Genomic DNA, 25,580 nt, shown 5'->3' with positions numbered 1-25,580 from the left:
ATATAGTATTTCATCTATAATTTTTATTCTAAAAAAATCGAGCCATAAACTCCATTATGACTCAAAATTATATCCTATCTAATTGATTTAGCTTAATTCAGTATTATATTATATTATATATCTTTCTTTATTTATCATTTAATTCCTTATCTAAATTTTTAACTTCATTCATTGCTTCTTCATACTTCTTTGCCTTAGCATTTGGATTTCTTCGTAATATTTTTATTGATTTTATATACACATTATTTTCAGTATTATGAATTCTACTTTCATGCATTCTTAATTTATTAATATACTCTTTAAATTCTAACTTTAAATGCTCAGTATCTTCTGAACCCCTGAAAGGCACACCCTCAAGTTTATCCATATACAATGATATTTTTTCAGATAAGCCTCTGATTTTTTCTTCAGTTATAGATAAATTCTTTCTTATAATAGCTTCTATATGCATTGCTTTTTTTGTCTTTTTCTCACTCTTCCTTTCTTGTTGGATTTCAAGTTTATCAAGTATTCTTCCTTGTAAATCCTTGATATCTTCATTAATAAAAGCTTCAACAATTTCTAATCTCTTTTTTATAACACTTACAGTTTCATTTCTTTCAGTTATTTTAACTAATACATTCTTTAAATTAATTGCTTCATTAAATGATTGGACTGCATCAACGGTAATAAAAATAGTAGCTAGATAAGCTATTATCTCAGAAACTTGATTTGGTATCATTACAACTAAATTAGCTATTTTAGGATTAGCTATCTTTACTAAAAGCACCGAAAATATTCCCCAAGCCAAAGATGATAATAAACATATATGTCCATTAATATTAAATGGCTTATCACTATAATCCCAATATCTAACATGGAATATCCTTTCCATTAACTCTCCAGTAATATACTCTAATATAGTTGCTGCAATCATTCCTATAATAAATATTAAAAAAGTATTATTTTGCACCATTATAGTTGAAACTAATACGACTATTGCTCCTGAACCATAAATAGGTAGTAGAGGGCCTTTTAAAAAACCTCTATTTATCCATTTACGCTTTTTTAATGAAACATAGCATGATTCCCATATCCATCCTGCAAAGCAATATAAATAAAATAATAAAAGCCATTGGTGTATTGTATACAATATGCCTCCTCCTCTTTCCTTTTTATACCATATTAACATATATTGTATTATATTAAAAATAAAAAAATTGCCTATAGTATAAATCTAACTCTTTAGTTTATACTATAGGCATTAAAAAACTTATATTACTTAATTCTATACATTATAGCTTCATATGGTCTCAAAGTTAAATTTTCTAATAAAGTACTTGAATCCTTGTAATTGCTTAATAAGATTTCAGAATGATTGAAATCTCCCTCAAAATTAAAATCAACTTCTTTATCATAGAAATTGCAAACAACTAATATTTTATCACCATTTAATTCTCTAACATATGCAAATATATTATTATCATCCTCACATAATAAAGTGTAATCTCCGTAGATTATAGTATCATTATGCTTTCTTATATTTATAAGCTTTCTATAATGATGGAAAATTGAATTTTCATCTTCTAGGCATTGTTTTGCATTTATAACTTCATAATTTTCATTTATAGAAAGCCAAGGCTTTCCTGTTGTAAATCCAGCATTTTCTGAATTATCCCACTGCATTGGAGTTCTTGCATTATCTCTTCCCTTAGCATAAATAGACTCCATTATTTCTTCATGAGTATATCCCTTTGAAATTCTATCTTTATACATATTTAAAGATTCAATGTCATTATACTCATTAATATCTTCAAATCTTACATTAGTCATTCCTAGTTCTTCACCTTGATATATATAAGGAGTTCCTTTCATTCCATGAAGAAGTGTAGCAAGCATTTTAGCACTTAGAACTCTATATTCCTTATCATTTCCCCACCTTGAAACTATTCTAGGAAGGTCATGATTATTCCAGAAAAGACTGTTCCAACCTTGTCCTTCAAGTTCTGTTTGCCACTTAGATAAAACTTTCTTTAATTCAAGTAATTCTAATGGTTTAAGATCCCACTTTTCTTTTCCTTCAATTTGATCTAATCCTATATGTTCAAATTGGAATACCATACTTAATTCATGTCTCTCTGGATTTGAGTACAGCTTTGCAACTTCTGGAGTAGCTCCCCATGTTTCCCCTACAGTTAACAAATCATTACCTTCTAAAGCTGCTTTATTCATTTCTTGTAGATAATCATGAAGTTTTGGTCCATTTCCTGTTATCATCTTATCTGGAACTTTACCTATAAGATCTATAACATCCATTCTAAATCCACCAATTCCTTTATCAACCCAGAAATTCATCATTTTATAAACTTCATTTCTTACTTTTTCATTTTCCCAATTTAAATCAGGTTGCTTCTTACTGAATAAATGTAAATAGTATTGACCTGTTGTTTCATCATATTGCCATGCACTTCCACTAAAACAAGATCCTAATTCATTTGGCTCATGTCCTTCTACTGGATCTCTCCATATATAATAATCTCTATATTCATTATCTTTAGATTTTTTTGCTTCAATAAACCATTTGTGCTCATCAGAAGTATGGTTAACAACTAAATCCATAAGAATCTTTATTCCTTTTTCATTAGCTTCTTTTAAAAGGTTGTCCATATCTTCCATTGTTCCAAATTCATCCATGATATCACAATAATCACTTATATCATACCCATTATCATCATTTGGAGATTTATAAACTGGACTAAGCCAAATAACATCTATACCAAGTTCCTTTAGATAATCTAATTTTTCTCTAATCCCATTGATATCACCTATTCCATCACCGTTACTATCGTTAAAGCTTCTTGGATATATTTGATACACTACTGAGCTATGCCACCATTGTCTTTCCATATTTGTTACCTCCACATTATAAAAACTCAATTCTTTTTCTTACATATTAATTTATCTAATAGCTAGCCATTGTAATATTCCCACCTCATTTAATTAAAAGATAACAACTTGCAAGCCTTTAGATACCAAATTCTAACTTAATGTGTAAATAACATCAATATTAAGCTAAGAATTCAGTTTATAATGTGATTATACATAATAATATTACTATTTTTCTTGCAAAATATAGGCTTTTTTTAACACAATAATGCTATTTACTTCATCTTCTCTTTCTTTTCCAACATTTCTATAACTTTCTCTAATCTTTTCTTTTTTGTATCTTCTTTGTTATTAAATTAAATTTTTTCATTTGTTAATTACCTCACTAAAATAAGTTTATCTAAAAAGGTTATTTACTAAATCTTTATTAATAATATCAATGTTCCAACTACAATTAATACTAACCCAACTATTGATTTTTTTGATAATTTTTCTTTTAAAAACACATAAGCAAATAATATAGTTACTAAAATACTAAGCTTATCTATTGGAACAACTATAGAAGCTAGTCCATCTTGTAATGCCTTATAATAACATAACCATGATGCTCCTGTTGCTATTCCTGACAATATTAAAAATAACAAACTTTTCTTATCTATCTTTTTTACATCACTTTGTTTTTTAGTAGCAAAAACAATAATCCATGCCATTATAAGTACGACTATTGTCCTAATTGCCGTTCCTAAATTTGACTCTACATTTTCTATCCCAACTTTACCTAATATAGAAGTTAATGAAGCAAATATAGCCGATAATAATGCATATACTAACCAAGCTTTTCCTTTAACTACTTTTTCTATGCTTTCTTTTTTTTGAATCATCAAATAAGTACCAATACCTATACCAATCATCCCAACTACCATGTTTATAGTTATATTTTCCCCTAGAAAAATAAAGGCTAATACCATTGTTAAGATTATACTACTTTTATCAATAGGTACTACCTTATTTACATCACCCAATTGCAATGCTTTAAAATAACATAACCATGATGCTCCTGTTGCAAATCCCGATAATATTAAGAATGTCAATGTTTTTCCACTTATATTTCCTATAGTTCCTTGTGATCCTACTATAAATACCATAATCCATGAAAAAATCAATACTACTATAGTTCTTATTGCAGTAGCAACATGAGAATCAATATCCTTAACCCCTATCTTAGCTAAAATTGATGTTGCACCAGCAAAAAATGCAGATCCAAATGCATATAATATCCACATATTTTTTATTTCCTTTCTTTGCATAATTCTTATTATAACATTACATTAATCTTATTCTTAACTAAAATTAAAAGAAGTGATATGAAAATTTAACTATACCACTTCTTTGCTTCATTTATATTCTATTATCATTTAAAATTCTTAAAATATCTTTCTTATTAGTTGCCACCCTTGGAATTTTAATTTGACTTTTTGAAACTCCTTTTGAGATTAAAAATTTCTTTATATTATCAAATGTATTCTTTCTAACAATATTAATGCTTATACATGATAATTTATTATTCTTTCTAAATCTTCCATAAGCTAAATTAGCTTTTTGAAGTTCTAAATCTAAAACCCTTTCAATCTCTTTTATCTTATCTTTAGATATTTCTTTATTTAATTCAAAATAAAAAACATATCTCCCAGGTGTTATTGTATTATCTGCTAATGTTGTATAATCAATTAATGATAACTTAAGTTCTTTCATAGTTTTATCTATTGAAGATCTTAAATGTTCTTCTGTTGTTTTTTCAGAAACCATATTAATAACTTGATTTTTTCTATATAAAAATTCAATTTCTGGTGAATTATTATAATAATCAACTACCTTTATTACATCACCTAATCTATATCTATAAAGTCCAGCATAGTTAGTTACTATAACCTCATACATTTCATCTACCTTTAATTCATCTATACAATAAGTTTTAGGATTGTCTTTATTACCTTCTCCTATTGGCATAAATTCATAAAATACTGTATCTGGTATTACTACATATCTTATTTTAGATATATAAGGATTAACTCCTATCATAGCTTCAGTAGCTGCATATGCTGGAGAATAAATTGGTAATGATTCAGTATAATAATCTACCATATCATCATATATTGAAAAATTAGCACCTGTTACAGCTGCGATATAAGTTATCTTTGGCCAAAGCCTCCTACATATCCCTCTAAACCCCTTTGAAAATTCTTTTTCTATTTCATCAGCTCTTCCTGCATTTGCTTTTAAATAACTATTTAATTTTTTTCTTGTTTCATCATCAATATTTAAATTCCTATTAATGCTTCCCCTTCTAATATCTTTTACCAATAACTCATTTTTATCTTCTAGAATCCTTAATGCATCTAAAACATTTGAAATAAATACACCACTTATATAAGTTAAATTTCTATCTTCAAGAGCAAATAATAGATGTAAATATAATGCTGCATTTTTATCTTTTATTTTCATTACTTCATATGGAGAAGTATATATCTTAGGCAGTATATTTTTTATTGATTCCATCCCACCTGACGTTGCAGAACATATAGGTACCCCTCCATCAGAGTAAGTAGTCATAACAGTATCTGCTAACATCAACCCTCGTCCATAATTCCATTGTTTTTTTAGATTATTATAGGCAAACCTTTCTATTAAAAGAGCCATATACTTACTTCCAACTTCTCTTGATTTTTTAGTGACAGGTATTAATTTTTGTTTACCTGTTGTTCCTGATGTATGTCCAAAATATTCAACCTCATCACTAATCAATATATTTTTTTCTCCCTTTAACATTTCATTTATATATTGCTCATAAGCTGAGTAATCTGTAATTGGCACTTTTTCTTTATATTCATTTATAGATTTTATTGAACTAAAATTATATTTTTCTCCATATTTACACTTCTTATTTTTATTTATTATTTTAAATAATACTTCTTCATTTACACTTTTTGAGTTTAATGTATATTTATTAAACTTTTTTTCTAGAATTCCTCCTGCTGAAATCATAGTACGATATAACACTTTACTTATTATGCTCATAATAAAGCACTTCCTATATATTTTTGTCATAAATAATATATGAAAGTGCTTTATAAATTGCTTATATATTTCAAACTCATTTTATTATTATATAATTTAAACTACTTTTTATGCTTAACTCTATCTCCAACAAATGTTAAAATACTTGCTAATATTATTGAAACAACAGCAGCAATTAAAACTGAAATCTTTGATACACTTAGCTCAATTTCTCTTCCTTTAAATGCTATCTCTGATACAAATAAGGACATTGTAAATCCTATTCCTGCAAGTATTGAAACCTCCAATACATCATACCAAGATGCATCTGTAGGCTTTTTAGTTATGCCTATTAAGCTTCCTAAATATCCAAAAATCATAATTCCTAATGGTTTTCCAATAACCAATCCTAATATTATTCCAATCATTAAAGGGTAATCCTTTGCTAAATTCAAACTTCCTCCTAGAGTTATCCCTGTATTAGCAAAAGCAAATAAAGGAAGTATTACAAAATTTGAAAACGGCTCAAACTTATGCTCAATCTTATAACTTAAATCCTTATCCCTATCCTTTTCATGTAAAACAGGTATACTAAATGCTAATATTACTCCGCTTAAAGTAGAATGAATTCCACTATAAAATATAGCTATCCATAATGCTAATCCTAATATTAAATATGGATATAATCTATTTCTTTTATTAAAAAATCTAACACAAAATAAAGCTGCTATTAAAATCAATGAAATAATTATTCCAGAAATTCTTATATGAGAAGAATAAAAAACACCTATTATAACTATTGATAGCAAATCATCTACTACAGCTAAGGTAAGCAAAAATAATTTTAGTGAAAACTTCAGCTTACTTTCAAGAATTGAAAAAATACCTATTGCAAATGCTATATCTGTTGATAGTGGTATCCCTGCCCCAATTTCAAATCCACTTTTAAAATTAAATAAAGTAAATATTAATGCAGGTACGAGCATCCCCCCTATAGCAGCTAACACTGGAAATGATGCTTCTTTTATATTTGAAAGTTTTCCATATACAATCTCTCTTTTAATTTCACATCCTACAACTAAGAAAAATATAGCCATTAAAAAATCATTTATGAAAACATGTAAATTAAATTCTTCTCCAATTTTCAAATCATATAAAATATAATTATAATATCTATCTAATTCAGTATTTGCTAATATTAATGCTAATATTGTAGCTCCTAATAGCAATATTCCTGGAAATGCTTCTGAACTTACTATACTTTTATAATCTTTTTTACTATCTTCCATAACTGTGCTCCTAATACATTCTTATTTTTCCTTACTGTTATATTTTGCACAGTTCTTTTCTTTTTATCCTTTGCGTAACACTTGTGATTGTGATATTGGATATGATTAAATAAAAAAAGTCTGAAACATTAATTAAATTCAATTAATGTTTCAGACTTTTAAAATTATTCTACTACTTTTTTCTTTAATACTGCTAACATTGCCATTCCTACTACAGAACCTATTACAACTGCTGCTAAGAATCCAAATGGATTTCCGATTACAGGTAATACGAATATTCCACCATGAGGAGCTCTTAATTGACAGTCAAAGAACATTGTAAGTGCTCCTGCTGTTGCAGAACCTATTACACATGAAGGTATAACTCTTAATGGATCTGCTGCTGCAAAAGGAATTGCTCCTTCTGTTATGAATGATAATCCCATAATATAGTTTGTAAGAGCTGATTGTCTTTCTCTCTTAGTAAACTTATTCTTAAAGAATGTTGATGCTAAAGCTATAGCAAGTGGTGGAACCATACCACCAGCCATTACAGCTGCCATTACTTCATAGTTTCCAGATGCAAGTGATGCTGTACCAAATACATATGCTGCTTTATTGAAAGGACCACCCATATCAATTGACATCATACCTGCAACAACAATACCTAATAATACTTTACTTGTTCCACCCATTGAGTTAAGGAAATGTGTGATTGCTTCATTTATTCCACCAAAGAAAGGATTTACGAATATCATGATTGCTCCCATTAAACCTATACCTATTAGTGGATATAATAAAGTTGGTTTTAAACCTTCTAATGATTGTGGTAATTTATCAAATATCTTCTTTAATCCTAATACTAAGTAACCACCAACAAAACCTGCAAATAATGCTCCTAAGAATCCTCCGCTAATAACAGATACTGAAGAATCAAATGCACTTGCATAAGTTGTACCTAAGTTAGCTAACATACCACCAACAAAACCAACTGCAAGACCTGGTCTATCTGCAATACTCATTGAAATATATCCTGCAAGTACTGGTAACATAAATCCAAATGATGTTTCACCTATAGTTTTTATAAATGCTGCGATTGGTGTATTCTTACCAAAGTTAGATGGATCTATACTATAATTATCTAGTAAGAATGCTATAGCTATTAATATACCTCCACCTATAACAAATGGTAACATATGAGATACACCATTCATTAAGTGCTTATATATTTGTCTTCCAAAGCTTTCTCCTTCATCTGATGATGAGCCTTCGCTATCACTTCCACCTGCATGATGATATACTGGAGCATCACCATTAGTAGCTCTAGTTAATAATTCTTCTGTTTTATGAATTCCATTTGCAACCTTAGTTTGAATAACTTTCTTTCCTTCAAATCTAGCCATTTCAACCTTCTTATCAGCTGCAACTATTATACAATCTGCATTAGCTATTTCTTCATCAGTTAAAACATTTTTAGCTCCACCTGAACCATTAGTTTCAACCTTTATTGTAATTCCCATGTCTTTAGCTTTATTTTCTAAAGCTTCTGCTGCCATAAATGTATGAGCAATTCCTGTAGGACATGCTGTAACTGCTAATACTCTATATCCACTAGCTTGTGCTTTTTGAGCTTCTTCTTTATCACTTTCAGCCTTTAACTTATCATTTTCTTTAGAATCAATAAGTTCTAAGAATTCATTAACACTCTTAGCATTAATTAATTGATCTTTAAATTCAGGATCCATTAACATCATAGATAATCTTGCTAACACATCTAAATGAAGATTATTTTCTCCTTCTGGTGCAGCAATCATAAAGAATAATTTTGCCGGTTCACCATCTAATGAATCATAATCAATACCATTAGTAAGTACCATTGCACTAAGACCAGCTTCTTTTACTGCAGTTGTCTTAGCATGAGGAATTGCTATATTATCTCCGATTCCCGTTGTGCTTAAGCTTTCTCTTGCTAATACTGCTTCTTTATAAGCTTCCTTATCATTTAATCTTCCTGTTTCATTCATTAAATCAACAAGTTTATTAATAGCTTCTTCCTTTGTTTTTACATTAGGATTAAGTGCTATACCATTCTTTTTTAATAAATCTGTTATTTTCACTTTTTAGTCCTCCTTTAAATTTAATTGATTTGATTTAATAATTCATAAACATAATCTTTTGTTGCTAAACCTTCTGAAAAAGCAGAAGCACTTCCTGTTGCTACTCCTAATTTAAATCCTTTTTCTACTTCGTTTGCTTCTAAATATCCTGCAATAAATCCTGCTACCATTGAATCACCGGCTCCAACAGAATTTTTAACCTCACCTTTTGGAACATTACATGTAATAACATCCCCATTTTCTTTAATTAGAATTGCTCCATCACCAGCCATAGATATAAGTACATTTCTTGCCCCCATATCTTTAAGCTTCTTAGCATATTCTATAATTTCATCATTTCCTTTAAGTTTTACATTAAATAAATCTCCAAGTTCATGATGATTTGGTTTTATTAAAAATGGTTTATATTTTAAAACCTTTAATAACGATTCCCCAGTTGTATCTACAATATATTTGACTCTCTTATCTTGAAGAGACTCCATAATTCTTTCATAAATATCTACTGGCATTGTTTTTGGGATACTCCCAGCTAATACTAAAATATCCCCTTCAGATAATTTATCTAACTTTCCATAAAGCTCATGTAATGCTTCATCTGAAATTTCTGGTCCTCCACCATTTATTTCACTTTCAACATCAGCCTTTATCTTAACATTTATTCTAGACATTCCATTTTTTAATTTAATAAAATCTGTATCACAGCCAAATTCTCTTACTTCTCTTTCGATTTCTTCACCTGTAAATCCAGCAATAAATCCTAAGGCTTTACTTTTAACTCCTAAATTATTTAAGACAATAGAAACATTAATTCCTTTACCACCTGCATAAACATTCTCACAAGTACTTCTATTAACATGACCTAAATTAAAATCATCCATTTTTACTATATAATCTAATGCTGGGTTAAATGTAATAGTATATATCATTATTTTTCTACCTCCAAAATTTCAGCTTCTTGTCTATATCTATTATTCTCCAAAACTGTAGTTATTATTTTAGCTTCTTTAATATCTGCAAAAGTTACAGAACTTATTTCGTCAAATTTAGAATTATCGCATAATATATATCTTTTTTTACTTCTATGCAATGCTTCGCTTTTTACCATCGCTTCTTTTATATCAGGTGTAGTAAATCCTCTTTCAATATCTACTCCATTTACACCAAAAAAGCCTTTAGTGAAATTATATTTTCTTAATGCATTAACTGTTTCAGCTCCTACTATAGCTTCTGTTGCAAGCTTAAGCTCTCCACCTAAAATATAAGTTGTACATTTTTTTTGAATAAGTTTTCTAGCATGTACAATTCCATTTGTTACAAAAACAGCCTTTGTATTGTTAATGAAATTTATCATTAGTTCAGTAGTAGTTCCTGCATCAATATATACAAAATCATTATCTTTAATTAGTGATGCTGCATATTCTGCTATTTTTATTTTTTCATTTATATTTAAATTTTGTCTATTTTCAACTCTATCATCTATAGTTGTTATGCTTATTTCTTTTATTGATGTAGCTCCCCCATGAACCTTCTTTAATAATCCGGCCTTATCTAAAGCTATCAAATCTCTTCTTATAGTTGATTCGGATGTATTTAAATATTCAACTAAATCATTTAAATAAACTACCGATTCTTTTTCTAATTTATCTAAAATTAATTTATGTCTTTCTTCTGATAACATTTACATCACTTCCTTATCTCAATAATAGCTTCTTTTTTTTAATAAGTCAATCATTTTCTTTCACATTCATTCATTTTCTTTCAACTTCGTTCATCATTTCCTCCATTTTATTTCATTTTTTCCAAAAGTACTATTTTTTATATGTAAAAATTTTAGTTGCATTTGCAACTATATTGCTCTTATAATATATTAAGTAATATATAACCTTATTAATTTTTTAAATTTAATTAGAAAGGACTTATTTAAATGAGCTGCAATAATGAATATTTAGGTAAATATATTTCTTTAATTCATAGACAAGCTAATGTATTTTTCACAAAAGAATTTAGTAAATTTGGATTTGGTAGTGGACAATATATGTTCATGATTCATTTATATAAAAATGATGGAATCAGTCAAGAAAAACTTTCTGAATTGCTTAACATAGATAAAGGCACTACTGCTAAATCAGTAAAAAAATTAGAAGAACTTGGGTTTGTAACTCGTTTTAAAGATTCAACTGATAAAAGAATAAATAGAATTTACTTAACTTCAAAAGCCTTTAATATTAAAAATGACTTTTTTTCTGTTTTAACCAAATGGGAAAACATGCTTACTAATGAATTAAGTCCTGAAGAAATATCTGAAAGCTTAACTATACTAAATAAGCTTTCTAAAAATGTAACAAGAAATAATTAATTATTAGGAGGACAAAAAAAATGGCACATCAAAATCACTTAGGTGAGGAATCTATCGGAAAATTATTATTAAAATATTCTATTCCAGCAATAATAGGAATGATGGTTAATGCTTTATATAATATTGTAGATAGAATGTTTATAGGACGTATTCCTGATGTTGGCTCCCTTGCATTAACAGGAGTAGGAATAACTATGCCTATAATGTCAATTCTTTTAGCTTTTGGCATGCTTATAGGAATTGGATCAACTGCAAATATTTCATTAAATCTTGGTCGTGGTAAACGAGATGAAGCCGAAAAACTAATTGGTAGCGCTATTACATTAAGTTTAATAGTTGGTGTTATAATTACTATCATTGGTCTTATTTTCTTAAATCCAATATTAAATATCTTTGGAGCAAGTGAAAATACTTTATTTTATGCCAAAGAATATATTACTGTAATTTTATGTGGTTGTACTTTTAATATTCTTTCTTTTGCATTAAATAGTACTGTAAGAGCTGATGGTAACCCTAAGCTAGCTTCATTAACTATGATTATTGGATGCGGGACCAATATCGTTTTAGATTATTTATTTGTTTTTGTATTAAATATTGGAATTAAAGGTGCTGCTTTTGCAACTGTTATTTCTCAAGCACTTACATTCTTTATAATACTTTATTACTATACTAAAGGAAATTCTAATCTAAAATTAAAAGTTGAAAATATGAAACTAAAGAAAAACTTAGTCATGATGACTTTTGCAATTGGTATAGCCCCTTTTGCAACCCAAATTGCTAACAGCTTAGTACAAGTTGTCGCTAATAATTCTTTAAAAGCTTATGGTAATGATTTATCTATAGGTGCCATGACTATAATAGGCTCAATTAATATGGTATTTATGATGCCTATCTTTGGTATTAATCAAGGTTGTCAACCAATTATAGGTTTTAATTATGGTGCTAAAAAATATGATAGAGCTAAAAAGACATTTATAATTGCTACTATTGCAGCTACTGTTATTTGTACAATAGGAGGTATGTTAATACAACTATTCCCTGAATTTGCAATAAGTTTATTTAATAATGATCCTGAACTTACAGCTGTTGCTATAAAAGGAGTTAGAATGTATTTATTAATGATGCCTATAGTTGGAATTAACATTGTTGCTACTAGTTATTTCCAATCTATTGGTAAAGCTAAAATGTCTATGTTTGTTAGTTTACTTAGACAAGTAATTTTATTAATTCCATTTACGCTAATTCTACCTTTATTTATAGGATTAGATGGGGTTTGGGCTGCTGGAGCTTGTGCTGATTTCTTATCTGTTGTCATCACAGCAGTTTTAATATTTAAGGAATTTAAATCATTAAACAAATTACATGAAATTCAATTAGTAGCATAATAAAACTAAACATATAAATAAAAAAAACTATTACCAAATAAAATATCTGATAAAGGAAAAGGTGGATTATATATAATCCACCTTTTTACGTAAATTTAAATTATGAACCTATTTACTTTGTACAATACTAATCAATATTTAGTATTATCAATATGTTTATAAATAATTATATTTATATAATACTTTGTTGCAATATATTATCTATTACATTATATCCTTTAACGTATATTGAGCCATTTCATTTACAAATACATTTAATGACTTGCAGATAATACCCTTAAGTTTACACTCTTTGCTTAATAGTGGGCATGTTCCTGATTCACCCATACATTCCACTAAACTTAAATTTTCTTCTGTTAATAATAATACCTTACCTAAATTAATTTCAGCTGGATCCATTCCCAATTTTAATCCACCATTTCTTCCTTTTGAAGATATTATATATTCTGTCTTTGCTAATTTATTTATTACTTTTTTTAAATGATGTGAAGATATTTCTAATCTTTCTGCCAATATATCTACTGTTGCATTTTCCTCAGAGTTTTTAGCTAAATATATTAATGCTCTAAATGCATAATCTGTAAACTTTGATAATTGCATAAACAATTCCTCCTCTTATATAAGGTAAGATAATTATACCACAAATTTAAATGTGCATTTTATTTGCACATTTAATTTTTATATGGTATATTAATATCACAGACATGAATAATAATTATTAATAGATAATGATTTTAAAGGAGAGATAAATATGTTAGATCAAAAAACTATAGATATAATAAAAAGCACAGTACCTGTTTTAAAGGAGCATGGATTAGAAATAACAACAACTTTCTATAAGAATATGTTTAAAAACAATCCCGAAGTAAAACCATTATTCAATATGGATAAACAATCTTCTGGTGAACAACCTAAAGCATTAGCGATGACTATTTTAGCTGCTGCTCAAAATATAGATAATCTACCAGCAATTTTACCAGTAGTTAAAAGAATTGCTGAAGTGCATTGTGATCGTCAAGTTACTGAAGGACATTATCCAATAGTTGGTTCAAATCTTTTAATTTCTATTAAAGAAGTTTTAGGAGATGCAGCAACTGATGAAGTCCTTGAAGCTTGGGGCAATGCCTATGAAGTTATTGCTAAAATTTTCATTGATGTAGAAAAAGAAGTTTATGATTCAAGAAAAAACTAAAGCTTAACTTATAATAATCCCATCAGTAATAATTATTACTGATGGGATTATTAAATTTATTATTTTAAATTTTCAATTCTATATCCAATTTCCTTATTGGCCAGCTCATAGCCTTCTTCAATCATTTCTTCATTACTTAAACTATTTCCTATTAAATCATCTATTGTTAATTGATTTCTATTGCTAAAATACTTATTTAAAAGCATTTCCTCTATCTCTTCTTGACTTGCGATAGAATAATCATCCAATATATGTTTTACATTAATATTATTATCTCTCAAATATCTACCAACTAATATACTTCTATGACATCTTATTGGATCTTGCATTGCCCCTAATAATGCTATTTTATATCCCTTACTATATCCTGTCTTTAACCTTTCAATTCCTCTTATAAACTCCTCTTCATTTATTACTTCTTTAAAATCTGAATAACCTTCACTATTATATGAAACCTTTCTTACTCTTTTAGCTGCTAATTCCTCTCCCATATAAATATAAACAAATCCAGCCTTAGTTAATGTATACTTAATAGTATCCTTATCAAATTGAATATTATACTTAGAATAAGGTGTACCTCTAATATCAACAACACAATTAATATTATAGTGCCTTAACATATCAATAAGCCTTTCTACTGTATAATTCGAATGTCCTATAGTATATATTTCCATATGCTCATCCTTCCTCTATATTTTATATCTATCTTATTTTTAACTAATATTCTTTGTAATTATAAAAAAAATACTTAAATGATACATTATTATCATTTAAGTATTTTTCAATGGTATTATTTTATCATCTTATTCATCAATATCAATAGCAGAAACTGGACAAGCATCTCTTGCTTCTATTGCATCGTCTTGTAAATCACTTGGAATATCTCCTGTTATAGCAACTGATTTTCCATTATCGTTCATACTAAATACATCTGAACAGACTGAAACACATACTTCGCATCCAATACAAGTATCTTCATTTACCCAAGCTTTCATAAAATAACACTTTCCTTTCTATATAAAATATCTTTTATTTAATACTTTTATAGGTTTCCCTTACCTGTAATTTTTAGTCTAAAAAATAGCTATAAATTCAATGGCAATTATATCCACTATATTTATAGCTATATTTCATCTCTATACATTATTTTTCATTTAATTTATTCATTACTTCATTTAAATCTAATCCATGAATATAACAAGCCTGCTCTAAAGTCTCCATTGTTGCCGATGGACATCCTAAACATCCCATTCCAAATCCACTTAAAATATCAGCTGCCTTTGGATTAATTTCTAATATTTCACCAATTGTATTATATTTATTTATCATTTCGTTATACCTCCAATTAATATCTTTTTTCTAACTCTTCTAAAATTGATATATATTTGTTCTTTATCTCTTCATTATTAATTTCATAATTTTCACATTCATCATCTATAAGCTTTATTACTTCATCATTTAAGTTTCTCTCTGCGAACTTATAAATTACCCTATCTTCTTTATCTATGTGACGTATTAATAAATGTGTATATGAAATTGCATTTGCTATAACATCTAGCTTTGCCTCTTCCTCTCCAGCTTTTACTTTTTCTAATGCAGCTACTAACTCTCTCACATGTAATCTTCCTAAATCATGTTCTACAAGCATCCCTTGATTAACTGCTTTCTTTGCAGGCTCTCCTAACTCTTCTACCATTTTAATAAAAAGTATTTTTTCTTCCTTTTTGTGATGATGATTATCAGCATAATTTCTAATGAAATCTATTATCTTATAAAAATCCTCATATATAATTTCTTCGTTATTTAATATTTTAAAACAACATTTTCTTATTACTTGTAACATCCTAAGAATATACTTATGTTCTTCATTCATTATTTCTATAGCCTTCATTCACTGTACTCCCTTTATATCTTTCTCAATATTGCTTTAACTTATATTATTACTATACAGTAAATTGCTATTTTATTTCGTAACAAACGTTACATTTTCAAAAAATAATTTAATTTCATATATTATCTTATTTATCTAATAAAGGTACTTAAATAATTATCTATCATTTAAATACCTTTATGCTATTTCACTATTATATTTCTTGTTTCAAACAAGTCTTTAAATCATCTTCAGGTGTACTTATACTCCTTAAATCAAAAGTATCAACTAAATATTGAAGAACATTTGGACTTAAAAATGCTGGAAGTGTAGGTCCTAAGAATATTCCTTTAATTCCAAGTGATAATAATGCTAACAAATCAGCTACAGCCTTTTGTTCATACCAAGAAATAATTAATGACAATGGTAAACCATTAACGTCAGTTCCAAAAGCATCTGCAAGTGCTGTTGCAATTCTAACTGCAGAATACGCATCATTACATTGCCCTACATCTAAAAGTCTTGGAAGCCCTGCCACTTCTCCAAACTCCAATTTATTAAATCTATATTTACCACAAGCTAAAGTAAGTATTATACAATCATCTGGCACCATCTTTGCAAATTCAGTATAATAATTTCTGCCTGGTCTAGCCCCGTCACATCCTCCAATTAAGAAAAAGTGTCTTATCTTCCCTTCTTTAACGGCATTAACTATAGTTTCTGCATTACTTAAAGTTGCATGATGGCCAAACCCAACTAATATTTCATGTGGTTCTTGATCTTTATCATATCCTCCAAGTTCTAAAGCTTTATTTATTATTTCAGTAAAGTCCTTTTTACCATCCTTATCTTTACCTATATGCTTTACTCCATCCCATCCAACAACACTAGTTGTAAATATTCTATCTTTATAAGTTTCCCTTGGTCTCATAAGACAATTAGTTGTCATTAAAATGCATCCTGGAATATTATCAAATTCTTTTTGTTGATCTTGCCAAGCACCACCAAAATTTCCTACAAGATGAGGGTATTTCTTTAGTCCAGGATATCCATGACTAGGTATCATTTCTCCATGAGTATATATATTTATTCCCTTTCCCTCGGTTTGTTCTAACAACATTTCAAGGTCTTTTAAATCATGACCAGATACTATAATAAATGGTCCTTTTTTAATATGAACATTTACTTTATGTGGTGTTGGATTTTCATAAACTGTAGTATTAGCCTCATCTAGCTTTTTCATTACTGCAACACTCATATCACCAGTTCTCATGGTCCATCTTATTAATTCTTCTACTGATAAACTATCATCAGTGGTTGCTTCTAATGCTCTTACATAAAAATTATCAACTTGATCATCATAATATCCAAGTTCCCTTGCTTGATGACCATATGCACTTATACCTTTCAATCCATAAACTATTGTTTGTCTTAGTGAACGTATATCTGGATCAAGATTTTGATCATACATTATTCCAGCTTTTTTTGCATCTTTTAACATATCAGCCTTTGTTTCACTTAAGTTATACGTAGCATGATCTGTATCATTTTTAATTTTTCCTACTTGTTTTCTTAATTTTTCTTTTATTTTTTGAGACTCTTTAAGCATTTCAACATGTACATCTGCATCAAAATTTACGTTTGTTAAAGTTGTAAATAATGAATTTTCAATAAATATTACAATATTCTTATCTACATTCTCCCCTTTTTCAACTATTTCTTTTGCGTAACAACTTATACCTTTTATTTGATATATAAGTAAATCTTGAAGTGCTGCAACTTCTGGTGTCTTACCACATACCCCCATTTTAGTACACCCTTTACCACCAGCTGTTTGTTCACATTGATAACAAAACATTGGATATTCCATTGCCATATTATTTTCCATTAATCTTCCTCCTACATTTTAATCATTTTCTATAATTTCATTTATATAATTCCACTAAAATGTAAAAATTATAATTAAAATAAAAAAGTAGCTAAATAGAAATTAATATATAATTCCTAATTCAACTACTTTAATTGTATTAATATTTATTTTTAGTTTATTTTGAACATTACTTCTTACTAAATATAATAATTATACACTTTCATTTATTCCTTTAAGTTCATATGCTTTCTTTAATAAAATAGGTGTGATTATTGCACATACTATTACCATTATTATAACAGCAGGTAAAAAATAAGTATTCATAATTCCCATTTTCATTCCTTTGTTAGCTATTATAAGTGCTACCTCTCCCCTAGCCATCATACCAGTTCCAATTTGTATAGCTTCACTTTTATTAAATCTACAAATTTTTGCTCCAATCCCACATCCTATTACTTTAGTTAGCATTGCAACTACTACTAGTACTATTGTCATTATTATAATTTCAAAACTCATTTTAGGTATTTTCATATTTATTCCTATACTTGCAAAGAAGATAGGTGATAATAGCATATATGAAATTATATCAAATCTTCTTGAAATATATGCAGTTTCCCTGTTTCTTGATAATACTAATCCTGCGGCAAATGCACCTGTAATATCAGCTACTCCAAAGAACTCTTCAGCTATAAATGCCATTAATAAACAAATAACAAATGCTCCAATAACAAACCTTCTTTTATCTACATCATATTTTTCTATCCACTTTCCAAAAAACACATATACCAAATAACCAATAACAAGTGTAAAAACTAAAAATCCTATAATTTTTAATAATACTACTCCAATATTTATAGATTGATCAGCCATACTTGTTATTACTGTTAAAACTAAAATTCCTAAAATATCATCTATAATTGCAGCACCTAAAATTACGTTTGCCGATTTTTCGCTCATTTTACCTAATTCTCTAAGTGCCTCAACAGTTATACTAACAGAAGTTGCAGTTAATATAGCTCCTATAAATACATTTTGTAAAAAGGCACTAACAGTTGTTAAACTTCCATCATTAAAAATGTATGCAACAGCTGTACCTCCAATTAGTGGTATTAACACCCCCATGCTAGCAACAATAAATGCTGATTTGCCTACACTTTTTAACTGACTTATATCACTTTCTAAACCTGCAGTAAACATTAATACAATCACTCCAAGCTCTGCTAGCATACTTATAAAATCAGTTTCTTTTAAAACATTTAACACTGATGGTCCTAGTATAACTCCCGCAAGCAATGCACCGACAACTTGTGGTAAATTAAATTTTCTTGTTATTAATCCTAATAATTTCGTACTTAATAAAATTAATGCAATATCTAATAAATATTTGTATGACATTAACCCCACCCCACTAGTAAATGTTTTTATTCCTTATGAAGTAATATATTTATATTATTTTAAATTTATACATATTAATAATATTTTATATGTATAATTTCAAAAAACATTTTATTTATACAACTATAAAGGGAGTATAGTAAATTACACTTAACTATACTCCCTTTATCTTATGATATATGATTTTTCACTCTAGTTTATTACTTTATTTTTCAAAAATAATAGTAACTTTAAATAAATCTCCATCTACACTTATATTAAACTTTCCATTTTGAAGTTCAACAAAACTCTTTGCTATTGCAAGACCTAATCCTGAACCTTCTGTATTTCTCGATTCATCACCACGTACAAACCTTTCTGCTATCGTATCTACATTAAACGTTATTTCTTCTGCAGCCATGTTTTTCATTACAATTTGAACATCATTTTCATTTTCAAAAATATCTATAAACACTCTTGAATTAGGCATAGCATACTTAGTCATATTAATTACTAAGTTTTCAAACACTCTAAATGTACGTTGACTATCTAACGGTAATATTACCTTACCTTCTGGCATATTCTTTCTAACAGATAATTTTGCTTCTTCAAGCTTATCTTCTAATTCAAGTAATGTTTGCTTCATTAAAGCTACAACATCTATATTTTCTATATTTAAAGTTATATTTCCACTCGTTGCCTTACTCATTTCAAATAAATCTTCTATTAAAACTTGAAGTCTTTGAGCTTTTCTATCTAATGTATCAACATACTGTTTACGCTTTTCTTCCGATAAATTTTCACCCTTCAATAGATCTGCATAAGTTATTATAGCTGTTAAAGGAGTCTTTAAATCATGCGACACATTTGATATCAAGTCTGTTTTCATCTTTTGACTCTTAACTTCTTCATCTACAGCTTTTTTAAATCCCTTCTGAATCTCTTTTAAATCCTCTTTAAAAGGTTCAAAAAGTCCTAAGTCTTCTTCTATATTAACATCTAATTTTCCTTGTGCAATTTTACTTGTAGCTTCTCTTAACTTACTATATTTTTCGCTTATTTTATCTACATATTTTCTTATTACGAAAAATAAAACAATTGAATACAGTATGACTACAGGAATTCCAAAAAACCAAATTGAAGTTATTATTAGTAATATAAGTGCATTTATTAATAATAATTTTATTATTAATTTATTATTTTTTTCTCTTAAATCTACTTTTGTAACTTCATCTAATGTTTTTTTGATAATTGTAACAAAGAACATTAATATTATTCCAAATATTGTTCTTCTCTTAAAGTACTCTTTAATTCCTAAATTAAATATATACTTTATTATTAATACAGCAAAGAACACAATTGCAAATCCTATAAACCAATTAATAAAGTTTAATACCCATATAACTTTTTCTGATGCAGTAAACCAATCAACATTAAATCCAACAAAATGTTCTAATTGTCCATTTAATGCAGGATGAATCATATAGCTAGAAGATACAATGAAAAGTGCTACTGTAAGTGATACTATAACTATCCAAATTTCAAATGGTATTTTTGATATCCATTTAAATAAAGGCATTTCATTTGCTCTCTTAATAGGGAATATTAATGCAGCTATCGCTACTAATGTAGCAATTATCATTACTGCCACTCCTCCTACAAGTTCATATCCATATGCCTCTGCATTTCTGATTCCCCATGATATTGAATCATTAAACACCAAATTATTAGGCACTGCATAAACAAATTCCATATTTTTAATCGGATTCATAGTAGCATTATAATAACCACTATCGTAGTAATTATCACTTAAAAAATCACTTAAAGCACTGTTCAAATAGTATTCAAAATTTTGAATATTAGCCCCCTTAATATCATTAATTGTTAGATTACCATTTTCATCAAAATTAATAGCTACATAAAATTGATATTCATCTTTCTTTATTGATGACAAATCTATATTATTTTCTATAATACCAACTTCATAATTTATATTTGTTTTTGTTATATTATTAGTTTTATCATAAGAATAATACTTCAAATTTGCGAGCTGATTATCTAATATACGATTCCAATTATTAAAATTAGAATTAAACCCATTTATAAATTCACTTTCTTCATAATCTTCATCATTATCATATATATTTTGGGGTATATTTAATAATGTTGATGCTGGATCTAATGTTCCTCCAGCTTTTTCATTTAAAGAATTATAATATGAACAATATAAAGCACCTGCTAAATTTTCTGAAAAGGCATATTCCTCAAAATAATTGTTATATGAAACGTTCTTTGCATTTTCTTCTATTAATGGATATGCTGCACACATTCCCAATGCTGCTGTTGCTATAATTGCTATAACTAATAAAGTTGCTATAACCACTTTTCCCTTGTAGTTTGATTTTTTTATTCCATTAATATTGTTTCTAGAGTCATTAAATTCTTTATTATCATTACTGCTTTTCAATTTTATATCCAACTCCCCACACCACCTTCAAATATTTCGGATTTTTCGGATTAATTTCAATTTTTTCTCTTATCTTTCTTACATGTACCATTATTGTATCTGTATTTATTGCTTGTTCATTCCATACCCTTTCATATATTTCATCCGCAGCAAATACTCTTCCTGGATTTTTTATAAGCAAAGCTAATATCTTAAACTCAATTGGAGTTAGCTTTACAGGTTTTTCATCAACAGTAACCTCTTTTGTATCAAAGTTTAATTCTAATCCTCCAACAACATAAATATTATCTTTAACTTCTGGTTCTTTTACCATATTTAAAAACCTTGAATATCTTCTTAATTGAGAATTAACTCTTGCTAACAATTCAAGTGGTCTAAAAGGCTTAGTCACATAATCATCAGCTCCTATATTAAGTCCCATTATCTTATCAACCTCTTCAGATTTTGCAGATAGCATTATTACAGGAAAATCATTATTTTCTCTAAGCCTCATAACAAAAGTTATACCATCCATTTTAGGCATCATTACATCAACTATTGCTAAGTGAATAGTTTCTTTTTTTAATAATTCTAATCCCTCTATACCATTATTAGCTATAAATACATTATATCCTTGATTATTTAAGTATGCTTCTATTGCAATTGCTATATCATTTTCATCTTCCACTACTAAAATATTGTATGAGCTCAAATTATTCATTTCTATTTACCCCACTTTTCAAATTTTTTATGAACGTTCATTTACTATAATTAAATAGTACTTTTTAAAACTAAATAATAACTATATATATTTCTAAAGAATTCCTTAACTAAGTTTAAACACTTTCCTCATATAAATTTAGCTTACCTATTATATTTTATTATAATGCACGAAATAATAGAGGCTATAAATTTATAACCTCTATCAAATCCACTTAATTATCCAATATACTTAAAAATCCCCTCACCCAAAATATAACCAGCAGAAATAAATACTCCATTCCATATAAATATCCCACATGCTGAATATATAGTATATTTTAAGAAATCCATTTTCAGTACACCAGCTGGAATAGCTATAATTGTTCTTGCTACCGGTATTAATCTACTTATAAATACCCCCATATGGCCTTTATCCTTTAAATACTTTAACTTTTCATCTATGTAATCCTTCTGTTTTGGAAATTTATTAGTATATTTTTTTAAAAGAAAGTTTCCACCGTAAAACCCTAAGAAATATAAACACCAGCTTCCTATTACTCCTGCAATAACTGAAAGAAATAAAACAAATGGAAAATTCATATTTCCTCTTGATATCCATAAACCAGCTAATGGCATTATTATTCCTGCAGGAAGCCCTGGTAAATTTAAATACTCTAAAAATACAATTACAAATATAAATATTACTCCATACTGAGCTAAATAATCCAATATACTATTCACATCCATCTGTTAATTCCTCCAATTTTATCCTTTAACCATTATATTAATTTTATAATACTATTTAAAAATAAAGAAGATAATTATAATAATCTAAAGAAATTCTTAAGAATTTAACTTCTTTCATAATAAAATATATAAAATAAGAAGTCATTACATTAATAATGTAATAACTTCTTATTCAAGTTAAAACTTATAATATTATATAATCGAAAATCCATTTTTATAAATAATATTAATTACCTATTTTTAGATCATTGATTAATTTTTGTTTTTCAAAATATACTGGTAACTCCACAATAAATGATGTGTATTCTCCAACAACACTTTCAGCATATATTTTTCCTTTATGCTCTTCAACTATGGCTTTAGCTATAGAAAGTCCCAAGCCATATCCACCTGTTCCTCTATCTCTAGAATTATCAACCCTATAAAACCTTTCAAAAATCTTTTCTAAATGCTCTTTTTCTATACCTTCACCAGTATTTTTAACTTCTAATCGAGCCTTATTCTTTTCTATATTAAGAGACACCATAATTTTTCCATTTTTATTTGTATATTTAATTGCGTTATCCATTAATATACTTATGAGCTTTTTAATTTGATCCTTTTCACCATTAATAAATATATTATCATTTATATTCTCTTCTAAAACTAATCCTTTTTCAAAAATTACTACTTCAAAAACTAGTAAAGCATCGCTTAAAATCTTACTTAATTCAAACTTAGTTACTTCACCCTTTTTCTTATTAGCATCAAGGTTAGCTAATGATAACATTTCATTAATCAAAGTAGACATTCTACTTGCTTGAGAATCAATATAATTAACCCATTTTCCTTGACTTTCTATAGTTTGTTGCTTATTTTCCTTTAATATAGATACATTAGTTTTAATAATAGTTAGTGGTGTCCTAAGTTCATGAGATGCATCTGCTATAAATTGCTTTTGCTTTATAAAAGTCTCTTCTAATGGCTTAATAGCTTTATTAGTAAAATAAATACTTATTATAAATAATACAATTAAACTTAATGATCCTACTCCAAGAAATATTTTTAATAAATTTCCTAGTACATCTTGCTGGAATGACTTACTTATTAGTACTATTATGGTTCCACTACTAATACTCTCTTTTAAATAAGCATAGCTTTCTCCATCAATCTTAATACTATCCATCTTTTTAGAGTTATTAACAACCTTTTCAACCATTGCATGAATATCTAAATCGTCAGTATTTAACCTAGAAGTAACATTAACAATTTCATTTTTTGTATCTAAATCTATTTTTATTGACATATCCATCTTATTATCTTTTGGTGAAGGCTTTTGCTGCTGTTGTGGTGACATTATATTATTCCAAAGTTGCATTTTCATATCATTATTTAAACTATAAGCGGTAGATACATATATTGTCCCAAATATACCTACAAAAACAGTAGTTAAAAGAACCATATTCATAAATATAAATTTACTTTTCAGTTTTTTGAACATTTAATTTTCCTCCAACTTATATCCGACACCTCTTACAGTTGTGATACCAGTATTTGAGTTAACATAATTAAGTTTCTTTCTTAGAAATGAAATATATACTTCTATATTGTTATATTCTGCATCTGAGTCATATCCCCATATCTTACTTATAAGCTCATCCTTTGTAACAATCGTCTTTGGTCTTTGCATAAAACATCTTATTATTTCAAATTCTTTTAGTGAAAGCTTTATACTATTACAAGGTCCTTCTAATTCATAACTTGAAATATTTAATTTAATATCTCCAACTTCTAAAATATTATCATTTATAATTTCTCCCTGTCTTCTAGTAAGTGCTCTTAGCCTTGCTAATAATTCCTCCGTTGCAAATGGTTTAGCTAGATAATCATCTGCTCCACTATCCAATCCCTTTACTCTATCTTCAATTTCTCCTTTTGCAGTTAATAAAATAACTGGTGTTTTTATATTACCTTTTCTTAACCTTTTAAGTACTTCTAATCCATTAAGTTTAGGAAGCATAATATCTAATACTATTACATCATATATATCTGTTAATCCATAATCTAATCCATCTTCACCATTATATACTGCATCAACTACATATTTATTTTTAATTAATATTTGATTAAGAGCTTCTGAAAGCTGTATTTCATCTTCAACAAGTAATAATCTCATTAATTTTTCTCTCCTTATATTCCCTTTATAATTCTTTACTAAAAGTCTACCACACAAACATAATTTTTAGTTAATTTTTAAGACTATTTTAAGGTTATGCTACTACTATAAAACTTGTAAGCTAACCTAAATTTAACCAAATTATAAAGCCAACCAAAAAACTTTACTATAAAATGGAT

General features: G+C 27.6%; 23 protein-coding genes. 3 read left to right on the top strand and 20 right to left on the bottom strand.

Annotated elements, in window-relative coordinates; translation table 11 throughout:
• Positions 1-127: 127 nt before the first annotated feature.
• From HCG70_RS02390 to HCG70_RS02355, 8 genes are all read right to left on the bottom strand, one after another.
• Complete coding sequence (locus HCG70_RS02390; protein WP_052330649.1) at positions 128-1,132, bottom strand: putative ABC transporter permease; 1,005 nt, start codon at positions 1,130-1,132, stop codon at positions 128-130.
• 125 nt (positions 1,133-1,257) lie between these two features.
• Positions 1,258-2,886 (bottom strand): alpha-glucosidase, encoded by a 1,629-nt coding sequence (locus HCG70_RS02385; RefSeq protein ID WP_042397822.1) that lies wholly within the window; start codon positions 2,884-2,886, stop codon positions 1,258-1,260.
• A gap of 395 nt (positions 2,887-3,281) precedes the next feature.
• Positions 3,282-4,148 (bottom strand): EamA family transporter, encoded by an 867-nt coding sequence (locus HCG70_RS02380; RefSeq protein WP_055291278.1) that lies wholly within the window; start codon positions 4,146-4,148, stop codon positions 3,282-3,284.
• A gap of 115 nt (positions 4,149-4,263) precedes the next feature.
• A complete protein-coding gene (locus HCG70_RS02375; protein WP_156327822.1) occupies positions 4,264-5,940 on the bottom strand; it encodes a GH3 auxin-responsive promoter family protein in 1,677 nt (558 codons plus the stop codon).
• Positions 5,941-6,041: 101 nt separating this feature from the next.
• Positions 6,042-7,208 carry a Na+/H+ antiporter NhaA gene (nhaA, locus tag HCG70_RS02370; RefSeq protein WP_042397827.1) on the bottom strand — a complete coding sequence of 389 codons (1,167 nt, stop codon included), beginning with the start codon at positions 7,206-7,208 and terminating at the stop codon, positions 6,042-6,044.
• A 164-nt stretch (positions 7,209-7,372) separates the two neighbouring features.
• A complete protein-coding gene (locus HCG70_RS02365; RefSeq protein ID WP_221697448.1) occupies positions 7,373-9,304 on the bottom strand; it encodes a fructose-specific PTS transporter subunit EIIC in 1,932 nt (643 codons plus the stop codon).
• 20 nt (positions 9,305-9,324) lie between these two features.
• Positions 9,325-10,230: a 1-phosphofructokinase gene (pfkB, locus tag HCG70_RS02360; protein ID WP_221697447.1), complete on the bottom strand. Its 906-nt coding sequence runs from the start codon at positions 10,228-10,230 to the stop codon at positions 9,325-9,327.
• Positions 10,230-10,982 carry a DeoR/GlpR family DNA-binding transcription regulator gene (locus tag HCG70_RS02355; RefSeq protein ID WP_042397834.1) on the bottom strand — a complete coding sequence of 251 codons (753 nt, stop codon included), beginning with the start codon at positions 10,980-10,982 and terminating at the stop codon, positions 10,230-10,232. Before HCG70_RS02355 ends, pfkB begins: the two co-directional genes overlap by 1 nt.
• Before the next feature lie 246 nt (positions 10,983-11,228).
• Between HCG70_RS02355 and HCG70_RS02350 the strand changes: the two genes are divergently transcribed.
• On the top strand, positions 11,229-11,660 hold the full coding sequence (locus HCG70_RS02350; RefSeq protein ID WP_221697446.1) for a MarR family winged helix-turn-helix transcriptional regulator: 432 nt from the start codon (positions 11,229-11,231) through the stop codon (positions 11,658-11,660).
• Between the two features lie 20 nt (positions 11,661-11,680).
• Complete coding sequence (locus tag HCG70_RS02345; RefSeq protein WP_042397838.1) at positions 11,681-13,045, top strand: MATE family efflux transporter; 1,365 nt, start codon at positions 11,681-11,683, stop codon at positions 13,043-13,045.
• Between the two features lie 204 nt (positions 13,046-13,249).
• Here the strand turns inward: HCG70_RS02345 and HCG70_RS02340 are convergent, their stop codons facing one another.
• Positions 13,250-13,645 carry an Rrf2 family transcriptional regulator gene (locus HCG70_RS02340; protein WP_042397842.1) on the bottom strand — a complete coding sequence of 132 codons (396 nt, stop codon included), beginning with the start codon at positions 13,643-13,645 and terminating at the stop codon, positions 13,250-13,252.
• A 151-nt stretch (positions 13,646-13,796) separates the two neighbouring features.
• Here HCG70_RS02340 and HCG70_RS02335 point away from each other — a divergent pair, with 151 nt between their 5' ends.
• Positions 13,797-14,237, top strand: a complete 441-nt coding sequence (locus tag HCG70_RS02335) for a globin domain-containing protein (RefSeq protein WP_042397844.1) — start codon at positions 13,797-13,799, stop codon at positions 14,235-14,237.
• Positions 14,238-14,296: 59 nt separating this feature from the next.
• Here the strand turns inward: HCG70_RS02335 and HCG70_RS02330 are convergent, their stop codons facing one another.
• From HCG70_RS02330 to HCG70_RS02280, 11 genes are all read right to left on the bottom strand, one after another.
• Positions 14,297-14,911 (bottom strand): DUF488 family protein, encoded by a 615-nt coding sequence (locus tag HCG70_RS02330; protein WP_042397846.1) that lies wholly within the window; start codon positions 14,909-14,911, stop codon positions 14,297-14,299.
• A gap of 129 nt (positions 14,912-15,040) precedes the next feature.
• On the bottom strand, positions 15,041-15,232 hold the full coding sequence (locus HCG70_RS02325; protein WP_042397849.1) for a ferredoxin: 192 nt from the start codon (positions 15,230-15,232) through the stop codon (positions 15,041-15,043).
• Positions 15,233-15,380: 148 nt separating this feature from the next.
• The gene (locus HCG70_RS02320; protein ID WP_221697445.1) at positions 15,381-15,566 is read right to left on the bottom strand and encodes a DUF1858 domain-containing protein; all 186 of its coding nucleotides are present in this window, start codon (positions 15,564-15,566) and stop codon (positions 15,381-15,383) included.
• Between the two features lie 16 nt (positions 15,567-15,582).
• A complete protein-coding gene (locus tag HCG70_RS02315) occupies positions 15,583-16,128 on the bottom strand; it encodes a hemerythrin domain-containing protein (RefSeq protein ID WP_042397854.1) in 546 nt (181 codons plus the stop codon).
• 193 nt (positions 16,129-16,321) lie between these two features.
• Positions 16,322-17,995, bottom strand: coding sequence for a hydroxylamine reductase (gene hcp, locus HCG70_RS02310; protein WP_042397857.1), 1,674 nt, complete (start codon positions 17,993-17,995; stop codon positions 16,322-16,324).
• Between the two features lie 192 nt (positions 17,996-18,187).
• Positions 18,188-19,372, bottom strand: a complete 1,185-nt coding sequence (locus HCG70_RS02305; protein WP_055291866.1) for a cation:proton antiporter — start codon at positions 19,370-19,372, stop codon at positions 18,188-18,190.
• A gap of 205 nt (positions 19,373-19,577) precedes the next feature.
• The gene (locus HCG70_RS02300) at positions 19,578-21,830 is read right to left on the bottom strand and encodes a sensor histidine kinase KdpD (RefSeq protein WP_042397863.1); all 2,253 of its coding nucleotides are present in this window, start codon (positions 21,828-21,830) and stop codon (positions 19,578-19,580) included.
• On the bottom strand, positions 21,805-22,509 hold the full coding sequence (locus HCG70_RS02295; RefSeq protein ID WP_154820657.1) for a response regulator transcription factor: 705 nt from the start codon (positions 22,507-22,509) through the stop codon (positions 21,805-21,807). Before HCG70_RS02295 ends, HCG70_RS02300 begins: the two co-directional genes overlap by 26 nt.
• A gap of 227 nt (positions 22,510-22,736) precedes the next feature.
• Positions 22,737-23,246: a DedA family protein gene (locus HCG70_RS02290; protein ID WP_042397869.1), complete on the bottom strand. Its 510-nt coding sequence runs from the start codon at positions 23,244-23,246 to the stop codon at positions 22,737-22,739.
• Positions 23,247-23,472: 226 nt separating this feature from the next.
• Complete coding sequence (locus tag HCG70_RS02285; protein WP_055274973.1) at positions 23,473-24,726, bottom strand: cell wall metabolism sensor histidine kinase WalK; 1,254 nt, start codon at positions 24,724-24,726, stop codon at positions 23,473-23,475.
• The gene (locus HCG70_RS02280; RefSeq protein WP_042397875.1) at positions 24,727-25,401 is read right to left on the bottom strand and encodes a response regulator transcription factor; all 675 of its coding nucleotides are present in this window, start codon (positions 25,399-25,401) and stop codon (positions 24,727-24,729) included.
• Positions 25,402-25,580: the final 179 nt, after the last annotated feature.

Source organism: Clostridium sp. K04, from assembly GCF_019734375.1.
GTDB classification, from domain to species: Bacteria; Bacillota; Clostridia; order Clostridiales; family Clostridiaceae; genus Clostridium; species Clostridium saudiense.
This window is presented reverse-complemented; position numbering and strand designations above follow the sequence as displayed.